General features: G+C 61.1%; 18 protein-coding genes and 1 tRNA gene. 11 read left to right on the top strand and 8 right to left on the bottom strand.

What is annotated here, in order from left to right:
• Window positions 1-17: 17 nt before the first annotated feature.
• From ispG to rnr, 7 genes are all read right to left on the bottom strand, one after another.
• Window positions 18-1,295 (bottom strand): flavodoxin-dependent (E)-4-hydroxy-3-methylbut-2-enyl-diphosphate synthase, encoded by a 1,278-nt coding sequence (ispG, locus tag VGK14_RS06200; RefSeq protein ID WP_331508078.1) that lies wholly within the window; start codon window positions 1,293-1,295, stop codon window positions 18-20.
• A gap of 6 nt (window positions 1,296-1,301) precedes the next feature.
• Window positions 1,302-2,171 (bottom strand): RodZ domain-containing protein, encoded by an 870-nt coding sequence (locus VGK14_RS06195; RefSeq protein ID WP_331508077.1) that lies wholly within the window; start codon window positions 2,169-2,171, stop codon window positions 1,302-1,304.
• On the bottom strand, window positions 2,168-2,959 hold the full coding sequence (gene pilW, locus VGK14_RS06190; RefSeq protein ID WP_331508076.1) for a type IV pilus biogenesis/stability protein PilW: 792 nt from the start codon (window positions 2,957-2,959) through the stop codon (window positions 2,168-2,170). Before pilW ends, VGK14_RS06195 begins: the two co-directional genes overlap by 4 nt.
• Window positions 2,956-4,041 (bottom strand): 23S rRNA (adenine(2503)-C(2))-methyltransferase RlmN, encoded by a 1,086-nt coding sequence (gene rlmN, locus VGK14_RS06185; RefSeq protein WP_331508075.1) that lies wholly within the window; start codon window positions 4,039-4,041, stop codon window positions 2,956-2,958. Before rlmN ends, pilW begins: the two co-directional genes overlap by 4 nt.
• Window positions 4,041-4,466 carry a nucleoside-diphosphate kinase gene (ndk, locus tag VGK14_RS06180; RefSeq protein ID WP_331508074.1) on the bottom strand — a complete coding sequence of 142 codons (426 nt, stop codon included), beginning with the start codon at window positions 4,464-4,466 and terminating at the stop codon, window positions 4,041-4,043. Before ndk ends, rlmN begins: the two co-directional genes overlap by 1 nt.
• A 78-nt stretch (window positions 4,467-4,544) precedes the next feature.
• Complete coding sequence (gene rlmB, locus VGK14_RS06175) at window positions 4,545-5,288, bottom strand: 23S rRNA (guanosine(2251)-2'-O)-methyltransferase RlmB (RefSeq protein ID WP_331508073.1); 744 nt, start codon at window positions 5,286-5,288, stop codon at window positions 4,545-4,547.
• A complete protein-coding gene (gene rnr / locus VGK14_RS06170) occupies window positions 5,285-7,540 on the bottom strand; it encodes a ribonuclease R (protein WP_331508072.1) in 2,256 nt (751 codons plus the stop codon). Before rnr ends, rlmB begins: the two co-directional genes overlap by 4 nt.
• A gap of 37 nt (window positions 7,541-7,577) precedes the next feature.
• Here rnr and VGK14_RS06165 point away from each other — a divergent pair.
• The 8 genes from VGK14_RS06165 (at window position 7,578) to corA (ending at window position 14,719) form a co-directional block, all read left to right on the top strand.
• A tRNA-Leu gene (locus VGK14_RS06165) sits at window positions 7,578-7,662 on the top strand.
• 247 nt (window positions 7,663-7,909) lie between these two features.
• Window positions 7,910-8,182 (top strand): SemiSWEET transporter, encoded by a 273-nt coding sequence (locus tag VGK14_RS06160; protein ID WP_331508071.1) that lies wholly within the window; start codon window positions 7,910-7,912, stop codon window positions 8,180-8,182.
• 101 nt (window positions 8,183-8,283) lie between these two features.
• Window positions 8,284-9,216 (top strand): cysteine synthase A, encoded by a 933-nt coding sequence (cysK, locus tag VGK14_RS06155; protein ID WP_331508069.1) that lies wholly within the window; start codon window positions 8,284-8,286, stop codon window positions 9,214-9,216.
• A gap of 9 nt (window positions 9,217-9,225) precedes the next feature.
• Window positions 9,226-10,374, top strand: coding sequence for an efflux RND transporter periplasmic adaptor subunit (locus tag VGK14_RS06150; RefSeq protein WP_331508068.1), 1,149 nt, complete (start codon window positions 9,226-9,228; stop codon window positions 10,372-10,374).
• A gap of 4 nt (window positions 10,375-10,378) precedes the next feature.
• Window positions 10,379-11,110, top strand: coding sequence for an ABC transporter ATP-binding protein (locus tag VGK14_RS06145; protein WP_331508067.1), 732 nt, complete (start codon window positions 10,379-10,381; stop codon window positions 11,108-11,110).
• Window positions 11,111-11,126: 16 nt separating this feature from the next.
• Complete coding sequence (locus VGK14_RS06140; protein ID WP_331508066.1) at window positions 11,127-12,335, top strand: ABC transporter permease; 1,209 nt, start codon at window positions 11,127-11,129, stop codon at window positions 12,333-12,335.
• A gap of 2 nt (window positions 12,336-12,337) precedes the next feature.
• Window positions 12,338-13,540, top strand: a complete 1,203-nt coding sequence (locus VGK14_RS06135) for an ABC transporter permease (protein ID WP_331508065.1) — start codon at window positions 12,338-12,340, stop codon at window positions 13,538-13,540.
• A 105-nt stretch (window positions 13,541-13,645) separates the two neighbouring features.
• On the top strand, window positions 13,646-14,719 hold the full coding sequence (gene corA, locus VGK14_RS06130; RefSeq protein ID WP_331508064.1) for a magnesium/cobalt transporter CorA: 1,074 nt from the start codon (window positions 13,646-13,648) through the stop codon (window positions 14,717-14,719).
• Here corA and msrA read toward each other — a convergent pair.
• Window positions 14,706-15,251: a peptide-methionine (S)-S-oxide reductase MsrA gene (gene msrA, locus VGK14_RS06125; protein ID WP_331508063.1), complete on the bottom strand. Its 546-nt coding sequence runs from the start codon at window positions 15,249-15,251 to the stop codon at window positions 14,706-14,708. The genes corA and msrA overlap by 14 nt on opposite strands.
• A gap of 86 nt (window positions 15,252-15,337) precedes the next feature.
• Between msrA and VGK14_RS06120 the strand changes: the two genes are divergently transcribed.
• Genes VGK14_RS06120 through serB form a run of 3 tightly spaced genes read left to right on the top strand, consistent with a single transcriptional unit; the run spans window position 15,338 to window position 16,801 of the window.
• Complete coding sequence (locus VGK14_RS06120) at window positions 15,338-15,676, top strand: glycine zipper 2TM domain-containing protein (RefSeq protein ID WP_331508062.1); 339 nt, start codon at window positions 15,338-15,340, stop codon at window positions 15,674-15,676.
• Window positions 15,648-15,908: an RT0821/Lpp0805 family surface protein gene (locus VGK14_RS06115; RefSeq protein ID WP_331508061.1), complete on the top strand. Its 261-nt coding sequence runs from the start codon at window positions 15,648-15,650 to the stop codon at window positions 15,906-15,908. Before VGK14_RS06120 ends, VGK14_RS06115 begins: the two co-directional genes overlap by 29 nt.
• A 59-nt stretch (window positions 15,909-15,967) precedes the next feature.
• Window positions 15,968-16,801 (top strand): phosphoserine phosphatase SerB, encoded by an 834-nt coding sequence (gene serB, locus VGK14_RS06110; RefSeq protein WP_331508060.1) that lies wholly within the window; start codon window positions 15,968-15,970, stop codon window positions 16,799-16,801.
• Window positions 16,802-16,846: the final 45 nt, after the last annotated feature.

Below are 16,846 nucleotides of genomic sequence, written 5' to 3'. Positions count from 1 at the left end.
GCCGCAAAGGAAGGCGTTTAACGCGCGGCATGCAACGGAATAACCTTGTGTTCGCGCCGCAACTTCCCGCCCTCGGCATAATGGCTTTGCACATAGTCTTCCACGATGGCCTGGAACTCCTCGGCGATATGGTCGCCTTTCAGCGTTACCGTCTTTTCACCGTTGACGAAGACCGGCGCCACCGGCACTTCGCCGGTGCCCGGCAGGCTGATGCCGATATTGGCCAGCTTGGATTCTCCCGGCCCGTTCACCACGCAGCCCATCACCGCGACGCTCATGGTTTCCACCCCCGGATACCGGCTGCGCCAGACCGGCATCTGTTCGCGCAGGTAGCGCTGTATCTTTTGCGCCAGTTCCTGGAAAAACGTCGATGTGGTGCGCCCGCAGCCGGGGCAAGCCGTCACCAGCGGGGTGAACGAGCGTATGCCCATGGTCTGCAGCATTTCCTGCGCCACGACGACTTCCTTGGTGCGCGATTCGCCGGGTTCCGGCGTAAGACTGACACGTATGGTGTCGCCTATGCCCTCTTGCAGCAATACCGCCAGCGCGGCCGTAGACGCGACGATACCCTTGGAGCCCATGCCGGCTTCGGTCAGGCCCAGATGCAAAGGGTAATCGCAGCGGCTCGACAGTTCGCGGTAAACGCTGATCAGATCCTGCACGTCGCTGACTTTGCAGGAAATGATGATCCTGTCGCCGGACAAACCCAGGGCCTCGGCCTGCGCTGCGCTTTCCAGCGCGGACTGGATCAGGGCTTCGCGCATCAGCGCATCGGATGACAGCGGCTCGGCAAGCCGGGCGTTTTCATCCATCATGCGCGCCATCTTGGCCTGATCCAGGCTGCCCCAGTTGACGCCGATGCGCACCGGCTTGCCATATTGCACCGCGATTTCGATCATCGCGGCAAACTGCTCGTCACGCCTGGAGCCTTTGCCGACGTTGCCCGGATTGATGCGGTATTTTGCCAGCGCCTCGGCGCAGTCGGGGTACTGGGCCAAGAGCTTGTGCCCGTTGTAATGAAAATCCCCGATCAAAGGTACGTTGCAGCCCATCGCGTCGAGCTTTCGTCGTATCGCGCCCACCTGCGCCGCGGCCTCGGGAGAATTCACGGTAATGCGAACCACTTCGGAACCGGCTTGCCACAATTCAAAGACCTGCTGCGCCGTAGCCTCGGCATCGGCGGTATCGGTATTGGTCATCGACTGCACGACCACAGGCGCATCGCCGCCGACCGGCACACGGCCGATCATGACGCGGCGCGTCATGCGACGCTTGATAGGATGCTGGAAACTCATGCGGAACTACTCCAACGTAAGATGTGCAACATTGGCTTTGGTGCTGGGTGCAAGATCGACCGGCTGGCCGTTATAGCTTAACTGCACGCCGGCGGCATTGCCCACATCCAGCTTGAACGGCGGGATGCCTTCTATCGTCTCTTCGCTGTCGGCTGGTTTCATTTTGTTCAAAACCTCCTTGTCGTCGCGGTCGAGCACGCGCACCCAGCTCGATTGCGAGAACTTCATGACGATACGCGACGCGGGCGCACCGGAAACCGGAGCCTGCGTCGGTACAGCAGACGGATTAGCGGCCGCGGGAGGCTGAACCAGTTCCGCGGGCAGCAGGCCGGCACCCATCGGCGGCGGCTCGGCCTGCTGTTCCGCCGCAGCTTTAGCGGCAGGCGCCGGCAAAACCGATCCCACAGGTTTTACCGTATTAACGGGTGGTGCCGGCGTATTTTCGCGCCAGTCCATATACAGCCACCAGCTGCCGCCGGCGAGGACGACCAGCACCGAGGCCACCAGATAGGTCAGCCATGCCTTGCGATTGCCCGTCTGGATCGGGATACCTTCCGAATGCAGGCTGATGGAAGGCCCGCCCGTATTTTCCGGCACCATGTCGCGATAAAGCGTCAGCAACGGTGCTGCCTCGAGCTGCAGCAGACGCGCATAATTGCGGATAAACCCACGCGCGAACGTGGGCGAAGGCAGCATTCCGATGTTGTCCGCTTCCAGTGCGGCCAATTGGCGCGGACTCAGACAGAGCTGGCGCGCGGCCTCGTCGATATCCAGGCCGAGGTGTTCGCGTGCCGCATGCAATCTGGCTCCCAGGCTGGCGCCGACATCCTGCTCGGGCGCCGCATCGGGGCCAACGACTGAAGGTTCTTCGCTCATTTTTTCTCTTGCGGCGCAGCAGAGTCTATCTCTGCCGCCTTGGCTTGTACGGAATTAGGATACTTGTTGCGCAACAACATGCCGAGACTGGCTTCGGCATTGCGGTCGCCGACCGCGCGTGCGATACGCAGACCAAGCAAGACCATGTCGGGCGTGGGATCGTTTTCCTGCAAGGTCTGCTGGATATATTTGTTGGCAAGCGCATGATCGCCGCGCTGAAAATACAAACTGGCCAGCTGATAATTGGCATTGCGCAATCCGGGCTGGGCCTGCAAGGCGTTTTGCAGATAAGTTTCGGCGTTTTTATCGTCGCCTTTCTTCATCGCGCAGATGCCGGCATTCAGCCAGGCGCTTTCCGGCGTGGGATACAGCGGGTTCTTCAGCGCGGCGAGAAACTCCTTGATCGACTCGTCGACACGGTTGCGCGAACATAAAAAAGTGCCGTAGTTGTTATGCGATTCGGAATTACCCGCATCCAGCTGCAATGCCCGGCGGAAACTGGCCTCCGCTTTGTCGTCCTCGCGCAATGTGGAGTACACCAGACCCAAGCCGTTATGGGCCTGTGCATACCCGGGATCAATCTGTATCGCGGTGGAGAACTCTTCCAGGGCAACCGCCATCTGCCGCTGCGCATAATACCCGGCACCGAGATCGGTGTGGATGCGGGCGCGGTGACGTTCGGAGGATTCATTACCGACGACGCCCGTGCCGGAGTAATTATCCTGGCTGGGAGGCGAGCCCGCACAGCCACCCAACAGCAACATCGTCACCAGTAACATCCGTTTCATACCGAGAGCTCCATGATACGTTTCACGCTGCGCCGCGTCTTGTCCTGCACCTTGCCTGCCAGTTGTCCGCAAGCGGCGTCGATGTCGTCGCCGCGCGTTTTGCGCGTGGTGACGACATACCCGGCGTGCATCAAGATATCACGGAAACGGCGGATATTGTCGGCATGAGAGGTGCCGTAACCGCTGTTGGGGAAAGGATTGAACGGGATCAGGTTGAACTTGCAAGGCACGTCCCGTACCAGTTGCAGCAGCTGTTGCGCGTGTTCGACGCCATCGTTGACGCTGTCCAGCATTACGTATTCAAACGTGATGAAATCGCGCGGCGCTTTTTCCAGGTAGCGCCGGCATGCCGCCATCAACTCTTTAAGCGGATACTTCTTGTTGATCGGGACTATTTCGTCCCGCAGCGTATCGTTGGGCGCATGCAAACTGACAGCCAGCGCCACCGGGCACTCTTCGCGCAAGCGGTCCATTGCCGGCACCAGGCCGGAGGTGGAGACCGTCACGCGGCGACGGCTCAAGCCGTACGCGCTGTCGTCCAGCATGATATTGAGCGCGGTGACGACGTTGTCGAAATTGGCCAGCGGTTCGCCCATGCCCATCATGACGACGTTGGAGAGTATGCGTTCTCCCTTGGGATCGCGCCCCAGCACCTTGTTGGCGATCCACAGCTGGCCGATGATCTCGGCCACGGTCAGGTTGCGGTTGAAGCCCTGGCGGCCGGTGGAACAGAACGTGCACTCCAGCGCGCAGCCCACCTGCGAGGATACGCACAGCGTGCCGCGGTCGGCTTCGGGGATGAATACGGTTTCGACGCCGTTGTTGGCGCCGACGTCGATCAGCCACTTGCGCGTGCCGTCGTCGGAAATTTGCTCCAGCTTGATCTGCGGAGGAGCGATTACCGCCGCCTGTGCGAGCTTTTCGCGCAGGGTTTTGGCGATATCGGTCATCTGCGCGAAATCGTTCTCGCCGAAATGATGCATCCAGCGCAGCAATTGCTTGGCGCGGAAAGGCTTCTCGCCAAGTTCGGCGAAGAAGCCGGCGAGTTTAGGCTGATCGAAATCGAGCAGATTGACGGTCATTAACGGCTGTACACCTGTGAAGCGGGGAAGAAATAAGCGATTTCAATCGCGGCATTTTCCGCGGAATCGGAACCGTGCACGGCATTGGCGTCGATGCTCTCGGCGAAATCGGCACGGATGGTGCCGGCATCCGCCTTCTTCGGATCGGTAGCGCCCATCAGGTCGCGGTTCTTCAGCACGGCGTTTTCGCCTTCCAGCGCCTGGATCATCACCGGGCCGGAAATCATGAACGCCACCAGATCCTTGAAGAACGGGCGCTCGCGGTGCACGGCGTAGAACCCTTCGGCCTCGGCCTGGGACAGATGCGCCATCTTCGCGGCGACGACCTTGAGGCCATTGCTTTCGAAACGGGAATAAATCTTGCCGATCACGTTCTTGGCAACTGCGTCGGGTTTGATGATGGAAAGGGTACGTTCAACAGCCATGATGACTCCAAAATTGAGGGTTTGAAAAACCTAATAAAATAGCACGTTGGCAGCCTAAAATAAACCTCCGCCGCCGACTCAGGATATATTGCGCTGACGTCTGGCCTCATACAGGCAGATGCCGCTGGCCACCGACACATTGAGGCTTTCCACCGCGCCGAACATCGGAATGCGCACCAGCGCATCGCAGGTCTCCGCCGTCAGCCGGCGCAAGCCCGTGCCCTCCGCGCCCAGCACCAGTGCAATGGGGCCGGTCAGCTTGGCGTCGAACAGATCCGTTTCCGCTTCCGCTACCGCGCCCACCACCCACACCCCAGCGTCCTTGAGCTCGCGCAAAGTTCGCGCCAGATTGGTGACGGCAATGAAAGGCACGCTTTCCGCCGCGCCGCAGGCCACTTTGCGCACGGTCGCATTCAATCCAGCCGCGCGGTCTTTCGGCGCGATCACCGCATGCACCCCCATCGCGTCGGCCACGCGCAAACAGGCGCCCAGATTGTGCGGGTCCTCTACGCCGTCCAGCACCAGCAGAAACGGCGGCTCGTCCAGCGATTCCAGCACGTCGTGAATGTCGAGATAAGGAATCGGCGTGTCCACCACGCGCGCCAGCACACCCTGGTGGCGGCCGTTGGCGGCCATGCCGTCGAGGCGGGCGCGTTCCAGCTGCATCACGCGCAAATCCTTCTCCTTGGCCAGCGTCAGCAGGTCTTTCATGCGCGCATCCACGCGCTCCTTGTCCACGCAGATTTCCTGCACGCCCTGGGGATTCTGCCGGATGCGGCTCAATACCGCGTGAAAACCGAAAATAATACGGGTGTCGCTCATTTCTTCTTTTTGCCCTTCTTGTTGTTATCGTTGCCCTTGTCTTCTGCCGGTTTTTGCTCTGGCGGATTTTCATCCAGCACGAAATCGATCTTGCTGGTTTCCATATCCACCCGCGCCACTTTGATGCGCAGCCTGTCGCCCAGCCGATAGTTCCTGCCGGTACGCTCGCCTGCCATCAGGTGGCGCACCTTGTCGAAGTGGAAATAGTCGTTGCCCAGTTCGGTGACGTGCAGCAAGCCTTCCACATACACGCCGTCCAGCGCGACGAACAGTCCAAAACTTGTCACGCCGCTGACGGTGCCGTCAAAGCTGTCGCCGACCTTGTCCTGCATGTAGTAGCACTTAAGCCAGGTTTGCACGTCGCGCGTGGCATCGTCGGCGCGGCGCTCGGTCATCGAGCAATGCATGCCCAGCGCCGACCAATCGCCCGGCTTGTATTTGCGGCTCTCCAGCACGGCGTTGATGGCGCGGTGCACCAAGAGATCCGGATAGCGGCGTATGGGCGAGGTGAAATGCGTGTATGACTCGTACGCCAGGCCGAAATGGCCGACATTGTCCGGGCTATAGACCGCCTGCTGCATGGAGCGCAGCAACACGGTCTGCAGCAGCTGCTCGTCGGGACGGCCCTTGATGCGGTCGAGCAGCTTGCAGTAGTCCTTGGCATGCGGCGTATCGCCGCCGCTCAAGCCGAACCCGAATTCGCCCATGAACTCGCGCAGCTTCTCCAGTTTTTCCAGCGTCGGTCCTTCATGGATGCGGTACAGCACCGGATGTTCGTGCTGCTTGAGGAAATCCGAAGCGCATACATTGGCCGCCAGCATGCACTCTTCAATCAAACGATGCGCTTCGTTGCGCACCACCGGCTCGATGCGCTCGATCTTGCCCTGATCGTTGAACACCATCAGCGTTTCCATGGTCTCGAACTCGATCGCCCCGCGTTTCTCACGCGCTTTCACCAGCACTTGATAGAGCTGATACAGGTTGTTGACATGCGGCATGATGTGCGCGTATTCCTGCGCCGCCGCTCCCGCCGGATTGACGATCATGTCGTACACCTTGGTGTAGGTCATGCGCGCCTTGGAGCGCATGACCGACGGGTAAAATTTGTACTGCTTGACGGCACCCTTGGCGTCGACCTGCATGTCGCACACCATGCACAGGCGCTCGACATCCGGATTGAGCGAACACAAACCGTTGGACAGTGCCTCCGGCAGCATCGGGATCACGCGGCGCGGGAAATACACGGAATTGCCGCGGTCATAGGCCTCCTTGTCCAGCGCATCGCCGGGCTTGACGTAAAAGCTGACGTCGGCGATCGCCACCACCAGGCGCCAGCCCTTGGGAGATTTTTTATCCTCGCCTGATGAGGCTAACGGCTCGCAAAATACCGCGTCGTCGAAATCGCGCGCGGTTTCGCCGTCTATCGTAATCAGCGGCAACTCGCGCAGGTCGATACGTCCTTTCCAGTCCTGTGCAACCACCTGCGGCTTGAATTTTTCCGCCAGCTTGACCGCCGCCGGGGGAAACTCGTGCGGCAGGTTGTGCTTGCGCAGCGCAATCTCGATCTCCATGCCGGGATCGGCGTAATTGCCCAATATTTCGACCACGCGGCCGATAGGCTGGGCATAGGCCGACGGCTGCTCGATCAGTTCAACCATGACCACCTGCCCGGCCTGCGCCTGCATGTCCTGGCCGGGCGGAATCAGCACATCCTGGTTGATGCGATGATCCTCCGCCGCCACCAGCACTACCCCGCGCTCGCGGATCAGCCGCCCGACCAGGCGCTTGTTGGCGCGCTCCAGCACTTCGATGATCTTGCCTTCGCGGCGACCGCGGCGGTCGAGGCCGCCCGGCCTCACCATTACCCGGTCGCCGTGCAGTATCTGCGACATCTCCTTGGGCGACAGGAACAGATCCTCGCCGCCGGCATCGGGGATCAGGAAGCCGAAACCATCGGGGTGGCCTTGCACCCGGCCGGGAATGAGGTCCAGCTTCTCCGCCAGACAGAACGCACCCTTGCGGTTGCGGATGATTTGCCCGTCGCGCTCCATCGCTTTCAGCCGGCGGCTGAAAATCTCGCGCTCGTGCTCGCCTATTTCCAGCAATTGATAGAGCCGCTCGGCATTGACCGGCGCGCCCTCCGACTCCATTACCTGCAGGACGTATTCCCGGCTGGGCAAGGGGTGCTCATATTTTTCGGCTTCACGGCCGGCGTGGGGATCTTTGCTGTGCTGCTTTTTTTTCGTTGACAAAATTCGTCTTTCCTATATAAAATTCGCGTTCTTTTTGGCCCAGATGGCGGAATTGGTAGACGCGCATGGTTCAGGTCCATGTGCCTTCGGGTGTGGAGGTTCGAGTCCTCTTCTGGGCACCATCGATATAAAACGCACCGTTATCAGTATTGGTCGGTGCGTTTTATATTGCCTGTCCGCATCATTGCTTCGACTCCAAACGCCTCCCGGCATTTTACTCTACCTTGGAATGCCGCCCCTGTTTATTGATCACAGAAATTCCTCTAAATCGTCTTGGGATCGGAATTTTGGCATCAGTCTCTTTAATCCAAGGACAAGTTAAACTAAGGACAAGAAAAATTCTCCCTAGTGCCGTGGAAGGATCGAAAAATGAGTATGGAACTGCATGACATCATCGGTTATCCCGCAGCTTTTTTAACGACTGCGGCCTTTATCCCGCAAGCCTGGCAATCCTGGCGCACCCGCGATTTGTCCGGTATCTCCCTGCCCATGTATGCCATGTTTACCATGGGCGTCGCGTTATGGATGGTTTATGGCATGCTGATCGGCAGCCTCCCGGTGTTCGCCGCCAATGTCATTACCCTGCTGCTGTCTACCACCGTCCTGCTGTTGAAAATTTCGCAGCAATACCGCCAGCCCTGAATAGGCTATCGGCAAAGCGCGCGCTCGCGCGAAATCTGGCGCCCCGGCTTGAAATTGGTTAATCTGGAGGCCGCCAGATAAACCATCAGGAGCATAATGCCATGCGTATCGCCAACAATACCGCAGAACTGATCGGCAATACGCCATTGGTCAAACTCAACCGCATCGCCGCAGGCATAGACGCCACCATTGCCTGCAAGCTGGAATATTTCAACCCGGCGCACAGCGTCAAGGACCGCATCGCGGTGTCGATGGTCGATGCATTGCAAGCCGAAGGCCGCATCAAGCCCGACACCGTCATTCTGGAACCGACCAGCGGCAATACCGGCATCGGCCTGGCCATGGTGTGCGCGGCGCGCGGCATCAAGTGCGCCTTCGTGATGCCGGAAACCATGAGCCGCGAGCGTCGGCTGATCCTCAAGGCTTACGGCGCCGACCTGATTCTGACGCCGGGAGCGGAAGGCATGCCGGGAGCGATAAAGAAGGCCGAAGAAATGGCCGCGGCGGATGCGCGATATGTCATTGCCCAGCAATTCGAAAACCCGGCGAATCCGGCAATCCATCGCACCACTACCGCGGAAGAAATCTGGCGCGACACCGATGGCCAAGTGGATATTTTCGTGTCCGGCATCGGCACTGGCGGCACCATCACCGGCGTGGGCGAAGTGCTCAAGGCGCGCAAGCCGGGCATTCAGATTGTCGGGGTAGAACCCGACGCCAGTCCGGTGCTCTCCGGTGGGCAGCGCGGCCCGCACCCGATCCAGGGCATAGGCGCGGGTTTCATTCCGGCGATTCTGAACACGAAAATTTATGATGAAATGGTGCGCGTGAAAAACGAGGATGCCCTCGACATCGCACGCCGCATGGCCACGGAAGAGGGCCTGCTGGTAGGCATCTCCTCCGGCGCTGCCACCTGGGCCGCGATGCAGGTCGCTGCCCGACCGGAAAACAAGGGCAAACTGGTGGTCGTGATCATCCCCTCGTTCGGTGAACGCTACCTGTCCACGGTTTTATACAGCCACCTGGAAGTCTGACAACGCCCCATGCGTCGCGTGCTACTCCTTGTCTTTATGCTGGCCGTCGCGGCCGGCGCCTTCTGGTGGCTGGGCCGTCCCAAGCCCATTCCGGTGTTGCTGGCCGAAGTCGGGCGCGGCAAGGTGGAAGCCAGCGTGGCCAATACCCGCGCCGGCTCGGTGGAAGCCTGCCAGCGCACGCGGCTCTCCCCCATCAGCGGCGGACGCATCGCCTATCTGGGCATCAAGAAGGGCGACCGGGTGAAAAAAGGCCAGGTGCTGCTCAGGCTATGGAACGACGACCAGCAGGCGCAGAGCGGCCTGGCGCAGACGCAAGTGGAAAGCGCCCGCAAACGGGTGGGCGAGATCTGCGCGCTGGCCGACAACGCTGAGCGCGAGGCCGCCCGCATGGCCAAGCTGCGCGCACGCGGATTTGTCTCCGAGGGCGGCGAAGAAAAGGCGCGCTTTGAAGCGACGTCGCGTCGCGCCGCCTGTGACACGGTGCGCGCCGACGTGACTCAAGCCCAGGCCCGGGTGAAAGTGACCAAGGTGGAACAGGGCCGCACCGTACTGGTTGCGCCATTCGACGGCACGGTGGCCGACATCGTCGGCGAACTGGGCGAATACACCACGCCGTCTCCTCCGGGTGTCGCAACGCCGCCGGCCATCGACTTGATCGACGATTCCTGCCTTTACATCAAGGCGCCGATGGACGAGGTCGACGCCCCCAAGATCCGCGTCGGCCAGGCCGCCAGAGTGACGCTGGACGCGCTGCCGGGCAAGGTGCTGCCGGCGCATGTGAAGCGGGTCGCGCCTTATGTGGTGGCGGTGGAAAAACAGGCGCGCACCGTGGACGTGGAGGCCAATCTCGACCAGCCGCCCGCACCGGGCGAACTGCTGGTGGGCTACAGTGCAGACCTGGAAGTCATCCTCGACACCCGCGAAAACACGTTGCGCGTCCCCACCTCCACGCTGCTGGAAGGCTCCAAGGTGCTGCTCTACCGGCCGGATACCGGCCGGCTGGAAGAACGCGCGATCAAGCGCGGCATCACCAACTGGGAATACACCGAGGTGCTGGAAGGACTAAAGGCAGGCGACCGCATCGTCATCTCGCTGGAACGCGAGGGTGTGAAGGCGGGCGCGCCGGTCACGGCGGAAGCAGTTGCGGCAGGAAAGTAGCCGCATGACTGATGCCGCCGCGAATCTCATCGAACTGACCGGCATCGAGCGCGTTTTCCATCTCGGCGACAGCGAAGTCCGCGCCCTGCGCCGCATAACCCTCAGCATCGCCCACGGCGAATACGTCGCCATCATGGGGCCGTCCGGCTCCGGCAAATCCACCCTGCTCAACCTTCTCGGCCTGCTCGACCGCCCCGATGCCGGCACCTACCGGCTGGAACAGCGCGACGTCACCACCCTGAGCCCGGAAGAGCAGGCGCGGGTACGCAGCGAACGCATCGGCTTCGTATTCCAGAGTTTCCACCTGGTGCCGCGCCTCACCGCCGCCGAGAATATCGCGCTGCCCATGATGCTGGCCGGCATCGCGCCGGCGGAACGCAGTCGCCGCGTGGCCAAGGCCTTGCGCGATTATGGTTTGGATGATCGCGCCCATCATCGTCCCGACCAGCTTTCCGGCGGGCAGCGTCAGCGCGTCGCCATTGCCCGCGCTACGGTGATGCGCCCCGCCGTGCTGCTGGCGGACGAACCCACCGGCAACCTGGACCGCGCCACCGGCGAAGAGGTGATGCGGCTCTTGGAAGAACTCAACCGCCAGGGCGTCACCCTGCTGGTCGTCACCCATGACCAGACCCTCGGCGCCCGGGCTCGGCGGCAACTGGCGATGGAAGATGGGGCGATCACAAACGATAGCGGATCCGCTCTAACGCTAGCCGGTAATTCTTCAAGGCCCGCCTGATGCGGCTCCCCATTTAATGCGGCCCTTAGACACCCTGCATTACGCCCGCGATGCCGCCACCGGCACGCCGCTGCGCACCGGCCTCTTGGTGCTGGCGATGTCCATCGGCGTCGCGGCGGTAGTCATGCTCACCGCGCTGGGCGACGGCGCGCGGCGCTACGTGGTAGGTGAATTTTCCGCCATCGGCAGCAACCTGCTGATCGTATTGCCCGGAAGATCGGAGACGCGCGGCTTCAATCCCGCCAATCTGGTCACCAGCACCCCGCGGGATCTCACCGTGGAGGATGCCGTCGCACTCGCCCACATTCCGGGCGTGCAGCGCGTGGCGCCGGTGGCAGTGGGCAGCTCGGAAATCAGTGTGGGCGGCAAGCTGCGCGAAATCATGCTGGTGGGCACCAATGCCGACTTTCTCGAGGTGCGTCACCTCAAGCTTGCCCAGGGCCGTTTTCTGCCCGCCGATGAGATGGGGCGCGGCTCCAATGTGGCGGTGATCGGTGCCGTCATACGCGATGAACTGTTCGGTTCGGAATCCACGCTGGGCAAGCTGGTACGCGTGGGTGACCACCGCTTCCGCATCATCGGCGTGCTCACCGCCGGCGGCCGGGGCCTGGGCATGACTACCAACGAGCTCATCATCGTCCCGGTGGCGACGGCGCAGGCCATGTTCAACAGCAACACCCTGTTCCGCGTTCTGATCGAGGGCCGCAGCCGGGAAGAACTGGCCGGCCTCAAGGCGCGCGTGCTGAAAACTCTGATCGCCCGCCATGATGGCGAGGAAGATTTCACCCTCATCACCCAGGACGCGGTGCTTAAAACCTTCGACAAGATTTTGCGCGTGCTGACCCTCGGTGTTGCCGGCATCGCCGCCATCAGCCTCGCCGTGGCGGGCATCCTGGTGATGAACGTGATGCTGGTTTCGGTGACGCAGCGCACCGGTGAAATCGGCCTGCTCAAGGCGCTGGGCGCCACTGCCCACACCATCCGCACCGTCTTTCTCGCCGAGGCCGTCATGCTGTCTCTGGTCGGCGCCGTCATCGGCGTCGTATTGGGCGAATTCGCCGCCGCCGTGCTGCGCCACATCTACCCCACTTTTCCCGCCTATCCACCATCCTGGGCAGTGCTGGCCGGCGTCTTCACCGCGCTGGCCACCGGCCTGATATTCGGCGTCATGCCGGCAAGACGGGCGGCACAGCTCGATCCGGTGCAGGCGTTGTCGAGAAGGTAGCCATGCTGCTTGCCGACGCTTCCCGCTACGCCCTGCAAGCCATCACCGCGCACCGCCTGCGCAGCCTCCTGACCCTGCTCGGCATCGCGGTGGGCATCGCGGCGGTGATTCTGCTCACGTCCATCGGCGAGGGGGTGCACCGTTTCGTACTGGCGGAGTTTTCCCAGTTCGGCACCAACGTCATCGGCATTTCGCCGGGCAAGACCAAGACCGGCGGGTCGCACCCTTCCGGCATCCCGACCACGGTACGGCCGCTGACGCTGGAAGACACTGCGGCGCTGAAGCGCCTGCCATACGTCACCGGCGCCACGCCCACGGTGTGGGGCAATTCGGAAGTGCAGGCCAACGGGCGGCTGCGGCGCACCACGGTGTACGGCGTGGATGCGGATTTTCTGCCGGTGTTCAGCTCCAGCGTGCGCATCGGGCGCTTCCTGCCGACAGAAAATGCTGCCAACGCGCGAGCGCTGATCGTGCTGGGCAGCAAGCTGCGCGACGAGCTGTTCGGCACCGCCAATCCGCTGGGGGCGCGGCTGCGCATCGGCGGCATGCATTTCCGCGTGATCGGCGTGATGGCGCCCAAGGGGCAGTTTCTCGGCATCGACCTCGACGATACCGCTTTCATCCCCGCCGCGCGTTCGCTGGAACTGTACAACCGTGACGGGCTGATGGAAATCCACGTTACTTACCAGGAAGGCATTCCCGCCGCGCGGGTGGCCGACGCCGTCAAGACCGTGCTGAAAACGCGCCACGGGCGGGAGGATTTCACCGTCGTCACGCAGGAGGACATGCTGAAGACGCTGTCCAACATCCTCGACATCCTGACCATGGCGGTGGGCGCACTGGGCGGCATTTCGCTGGTGGTGGGCGGGGTGGGCATCGTCACCATCATGACGATTTCGGTCGCCGAGCGCACCAACGAGATCGGCCTCCTGGTGGCGCTGGGCGCGCCGCGCCGCGCCATCCTCAACCTGTTCCTCGGCGAATCGGTGGTGCTGGCCGCCATCGGCGGCGCGCTGGGCTTGGCTCTGGGCGTTGGCATCGCCCAGTTGCTGCATCTGGCCCTGTCCGACATGCCGGTGCATACGCCGTGGAGTTTCGCTCTGGGGGCGCTGGTCATGGCGGCGATCATCGGCTTGCTGGCCGGGGTGCTGCCAGCCCGCCGCGCGGCACGGCTGGACGCCATCGAGGCACTGCGGGCAGAATAATCCGGGGCAACGGCAATGTCGCCGACACGCGACCCGCCGCCGTTCCAAAAGAAAAATCGGGATGCTATGCTGAAAAGCATCATTCCGCTGGAGTAGCATAGCTGCATGTCTAAACTACGCAAATTACGCTCGAAGAAAGTCGGCCTGCCGGCCGGGACGCTGATGCATTTCGGCGAGGTCAAGACCAAGCATCCCGAACTGGTGCTGTTCCGTTACAACGCCGGCGAATTGTCGGAACAAACCGCCACATCGCCGACCGCCCTGAATTTGCAGGTTTCACCACAAGAAACCTTATGGGTCAATGTGTACGGTTTGCACGATCCCACGCTGTTGGCCGAGCTTGGCAATATTTTCAATCTGCACCCATTGGTGCTGGAAGACATTCTCAACACCGACCAGCGCCCAAAACTCGACAGCTACGACGAAAACCTGTACCTGGTTACGCGCTTTTTCAATTATGACCAGCATTCGATGCTGATCGGCTCCGAGCAGATCAGCATCGTGCTCGGACGCAATTTCGTGCTGACCTTTCAAGAACGCCCCACAGGTTCCTTTGTCCCCATCCGCGAGCGCCTGCGGGCCAACAAAGGCCATATCCGCAGCGCCGGCGCAGGTTATCTGGCCTACGCATTGCTGGACGTGATCGTGGACCGCTACTTCATTGCGCTGGAACAGATCGGCGACGACTGTGAAACACTGGAGGAAGAGTTGCTGCGCAAGCCCACTTCATCGGTGCTGCAGGGCATCCACAAGCTCAAGCGCGAAAGCATGGATTTGCGCCGCGCAGTCTGGCCGCTGCGGGAGGTGGTGAACAGCCTGGTGCGTAACGAATCGGGGTTTTTCGACCACGACACCGTGCTCTATCTGCGTGATGTTTACGATCATACCGTGCACTTCATCGAATCCCTGGAATCGCTGCGGGACATGCTGGCCGGCATGCTGGACATCTATCTTTCCAGTATCAGCAATCGCGTCAATATGGAAGTGCGGGCGCTGACGGTAGTGGCGATGCTATTCATGCCGGCGACGCTGATCGCCGGCATTTTCGGCATGAATTTCAAGAACATGCCCTTGCTGCAGCAACCTGATGGGTTCTGGCTGGCGATAGGCATGATGACCGCGATCGCCATCATCATGGGGCTTCTTTTCTGGCGCCGCCAGTGGCTCAGCCGGCGCTGACCTTTTTCGCGAAGCGTTGCCGCACCTTGAGCACCTTGGGCAGCACTACCAGCTGACAATAAGGCTGGCGCGTGTTGTTGGCGAAATAGTCCTGGTGATAGTTTTCCGCGGGATAAAACCGGCTCGCCGGCGTGACCTCGGTCACTACCGGATCGGGCCATTCCCCGCGGGCATTGAGACCGGCTATAAACTGTTCCGCCGTCATGCGCTGCGCATCGGAATGGTAGAACACTCCGGAACGGTACTGGGTGCCGATGTCGTTACCCTGGCGGTTCAGTGTCGTGGGATTATGGCTGGCAAAAAACACCTCCAACAGATCGCCGAATGCAATCACATTGGGATCGAAGGTAACCTGTACTGCTTCGGCATGCCCGGTCATGCCGCCGCACACCTGCTTGTAGCTAGGATCTGTCAATTGTCCTCCGATAAAACCGGAAACTACTTTGCTTACGCCGTGCAGTTGGCGGAACACCGCTTCCAGACACCAGAAACAGCCGCCCGCCAGCGTCGCCACTTCCTGTTGGGTATCCATGTTATCTCTCCTCGAATCGCCATGGATTGCACATCGCCCCGTGGATTGGGGCTACAATTTCGTCACATGCCGACGAAAGGCTCTCCATGAACCGTACCTATTTTATGCCTGCCTTGATCGCTTGCACACTGCTTATTCCCTTGTCTCCGGCCGTTTATGCCGACCCGCCATCCTGGGCTCCGGCGCATGGCTGGCGCAAGAAGCACGACCCTTACTATACGGGGTATTCCGGCAAGAGATGGTATGACGACTACGGCATCATCGAAGGTACCTGCAACCGCGACAAAATCGGTGCCGTGCTGGGCGGCGTGACTGGCGGAGCCATCGGCTCGACGGTAGGCAAGGGCGACGGCAAGACCGTGGCCATTATCGTCGGCACAGTCCTGGGAGCGGTCGTTGGCAACCAGATCGGCAAAGCTGGGTAAAGCCGACCGCGCCTGTATCGGCCACGCGCTGGAATTGGCTGCGGATAAACGCACCGTCGTTTGGAGCGACCCCGATGCCGGGCTCAGCTATCGCCTGACGCCGGTGCGCGGCATGGTGGTCGATAGACAGAAATGCCGCGAATTCGACCTGACCATACACGGCAACGACATGGACGAGAAACGCCGGGAAAAAGCCTGTCAGGCCAGCGAAGGAACCTGGCAGCCAATGTGACGCGGCGAAGCTGTTGCCGCGCAGTGCTATAATCCGCGGCTTTCGCCGAGTCATTTTTCATGCGCCTCGTTATCCAAGGGCAGCAGGTGCTGCCCACGCAACTTACCCGTATTGCGGCTCTCGCCGCAGGCAAATTCGCCCAGATAGGCGAACATGCCTACTGCACGCCGGTTGCAGAGAAAAACCCCACCATCGCGCTTTATTGCAAGGAGCAGTATCTTGACTACGCTTTCGTAGCGGATGAATTGAATCTCGACCGCATCCGGCTGGTCGTCATGGATATGGACTCGACGCTGATCTCTATCGAATGCATAGACGAAATTGCCGATATGTACGGGCTCAAGCCGCAGGTGGCGGAAATTACCGAAAGCGCGATGCGCGGTGAAATCGAATTCGCCGAGAGCCTGCGCCGTCGCGTCGCCTTGTTGCAAGGCCTGAACCAAGGCGCGCTGCAGCGGGTTTACGACGAACGGCTGCGACTCAACCCCGGTGCGGAATTCATGCTGGGCGAGCTGAAAAAACATAACATCCGCACACTGCTGGTTTCCGGTGGTTTCACTTTCTTCACCGACCGGCTCAAGCAGAGGCTGGGGCTGGACTACACGCAGGCAAATACGCTGGAAATCATCGATGACCAGCTTACCGGCAAGGTGCGCGGCACTATTCTGGACGCGCAAGGCAAGGCCGACAGCCTGAGCCGGGTACGCCAAGAGTTCGGGTTATCCAGGGAGCAGGTCGTCGCCATCGGCGATGGCGCCAACGATCTCAAGATGATGGCGGCGGCCGGTGCCGGCATCGCCTATCATGCCAAGCCGGTGGTGCAAACGCAGGCCGCTTACGCCTTGAATCATGTAGGGCTGGAAGGCGTAATCAACCTGTTGCGCCAACCATAATCCCACCCGTTCCAAAGAAAACAGGGCGCCTCAGCGCCCTGTTCC

It is taken from the genome of Novimethylophilus sp., from assembly GCF_036504375.1.
GTDB lineage: Bacteria > Pseudomonadota > Gammaproteobacteria > Burkholderiales > Methylophilaceae > Novimethylophilus.
This window is presented reverse-complemented; position numbering and strand designations above follow the sequence as displayed.

Bases quoted from the DNA above. Each gene is read 5' to 3' on its own strand.
- ispG (WP_331508078.1), bottom strand. From the start codon at position 1,295: ATGAGTTTCCAGCATCCTATCAAGCGTCGCATGACGCGCCGCGTCATG.
- VGK14_RS06195 (WP_331508077.1), bottom strand. From the start codon at position 2,171: ATGAGCGAAGAACCTTCAGTCGTTGGCCCCGATGCGGCGCCCGAGCAG.
- pilW (WP_331508076.1), bottom strand. From the start codon at position 2,959: ATGAAACGGATGTTACTGGTGACGATGTTGCTGTTGGGTGGCTGTGCG.
- rlmN (WP_331508075.1), bottom strand. From the start codon at position 4,041: ATGACCGTCAATCTGCTCGATTTCGATCAGCCTAAACTCGCCGGCTTC.
- ndk (WP_331508074.1), bottom strand. From the start codon at position 4,466: ATGGCTGTTGAACGTACCCTTTCCATCATCAAACCCGACGCAGTTGCC.
- rlmB (WP_331508073.1), bottom strand. From the start codon at position 5,288: ATGAGCGACACCCGTATTATTTTCGGTTTTCACGCGGTATTGAGCCGC.
- VGK14_RS06160 (WP_331508071.1), top strand. From the start codon at position 7,910: ATGAGTATGGAACTGCATGACATCATCGGTTATCCCGCAGCTTTTTTA.
- cysK (WP_331508069.1), top strand. From the start codon at position 8,284: ATGCGTATCGCCAACAATACCGCAGAACTGATCGGCAATACGCCATTG.
- VGK14_RS06150 (WP_331508068.1), top strand. From the start codon at position 9,226: ATGCGTCGCGTGCTACTCCTTGTCTTTATGCTGGCCGTCGCGGCCGGC.
- VGK14_RS06145 (WP_331508067.1), top strand. From the start codon at position 10,379: ATGACTGATGCCGCCGCGAATCTCATCGAACTGACCGGCATCGAGCGC.
- VGK14_RS06140 (WP_331508066.1), top strand. From the start codon at position 11,127: ATGCGGCCCTTAGACACCCTGCATTACGCCCGCGATGCCGCCACCGGC.
- VGK14_RS06135 (WP_331508065.1), top strand. From the start codon at position 12,338: ATGCTGCTTGCCGACGCTTCCCGCTACGCCCTGCAAGCCATCACCGCG.
- corA (WP_331508064.1), top strand. From the start codon at position 13,646: ATGTCTAAACTACGCAAATTACGCTCGAAGAAAGTCGGCCTGCCGGCC.
- msrA (WP_331508063.1), bottom strand. From the start codon at position 15,251: ATGGATACCCAACAGGAAGTGGCGACGCTGGCGGGCGGCTGTTTCTGG.
- VGK14_RS06120 (WP_331508062.1), top strand. From the start codon at position 15,338: ATGAACCGTACCTATTTTATGCCTGCCTTGATCGCTTGCACACTGCTT.
- serB (WP_331508060.1), top strand. From the start codon at position 15,968: ATGCGCCTCGTTATCCAAGGGCAGCAGGTGCTGCCCACGCAACTTACC.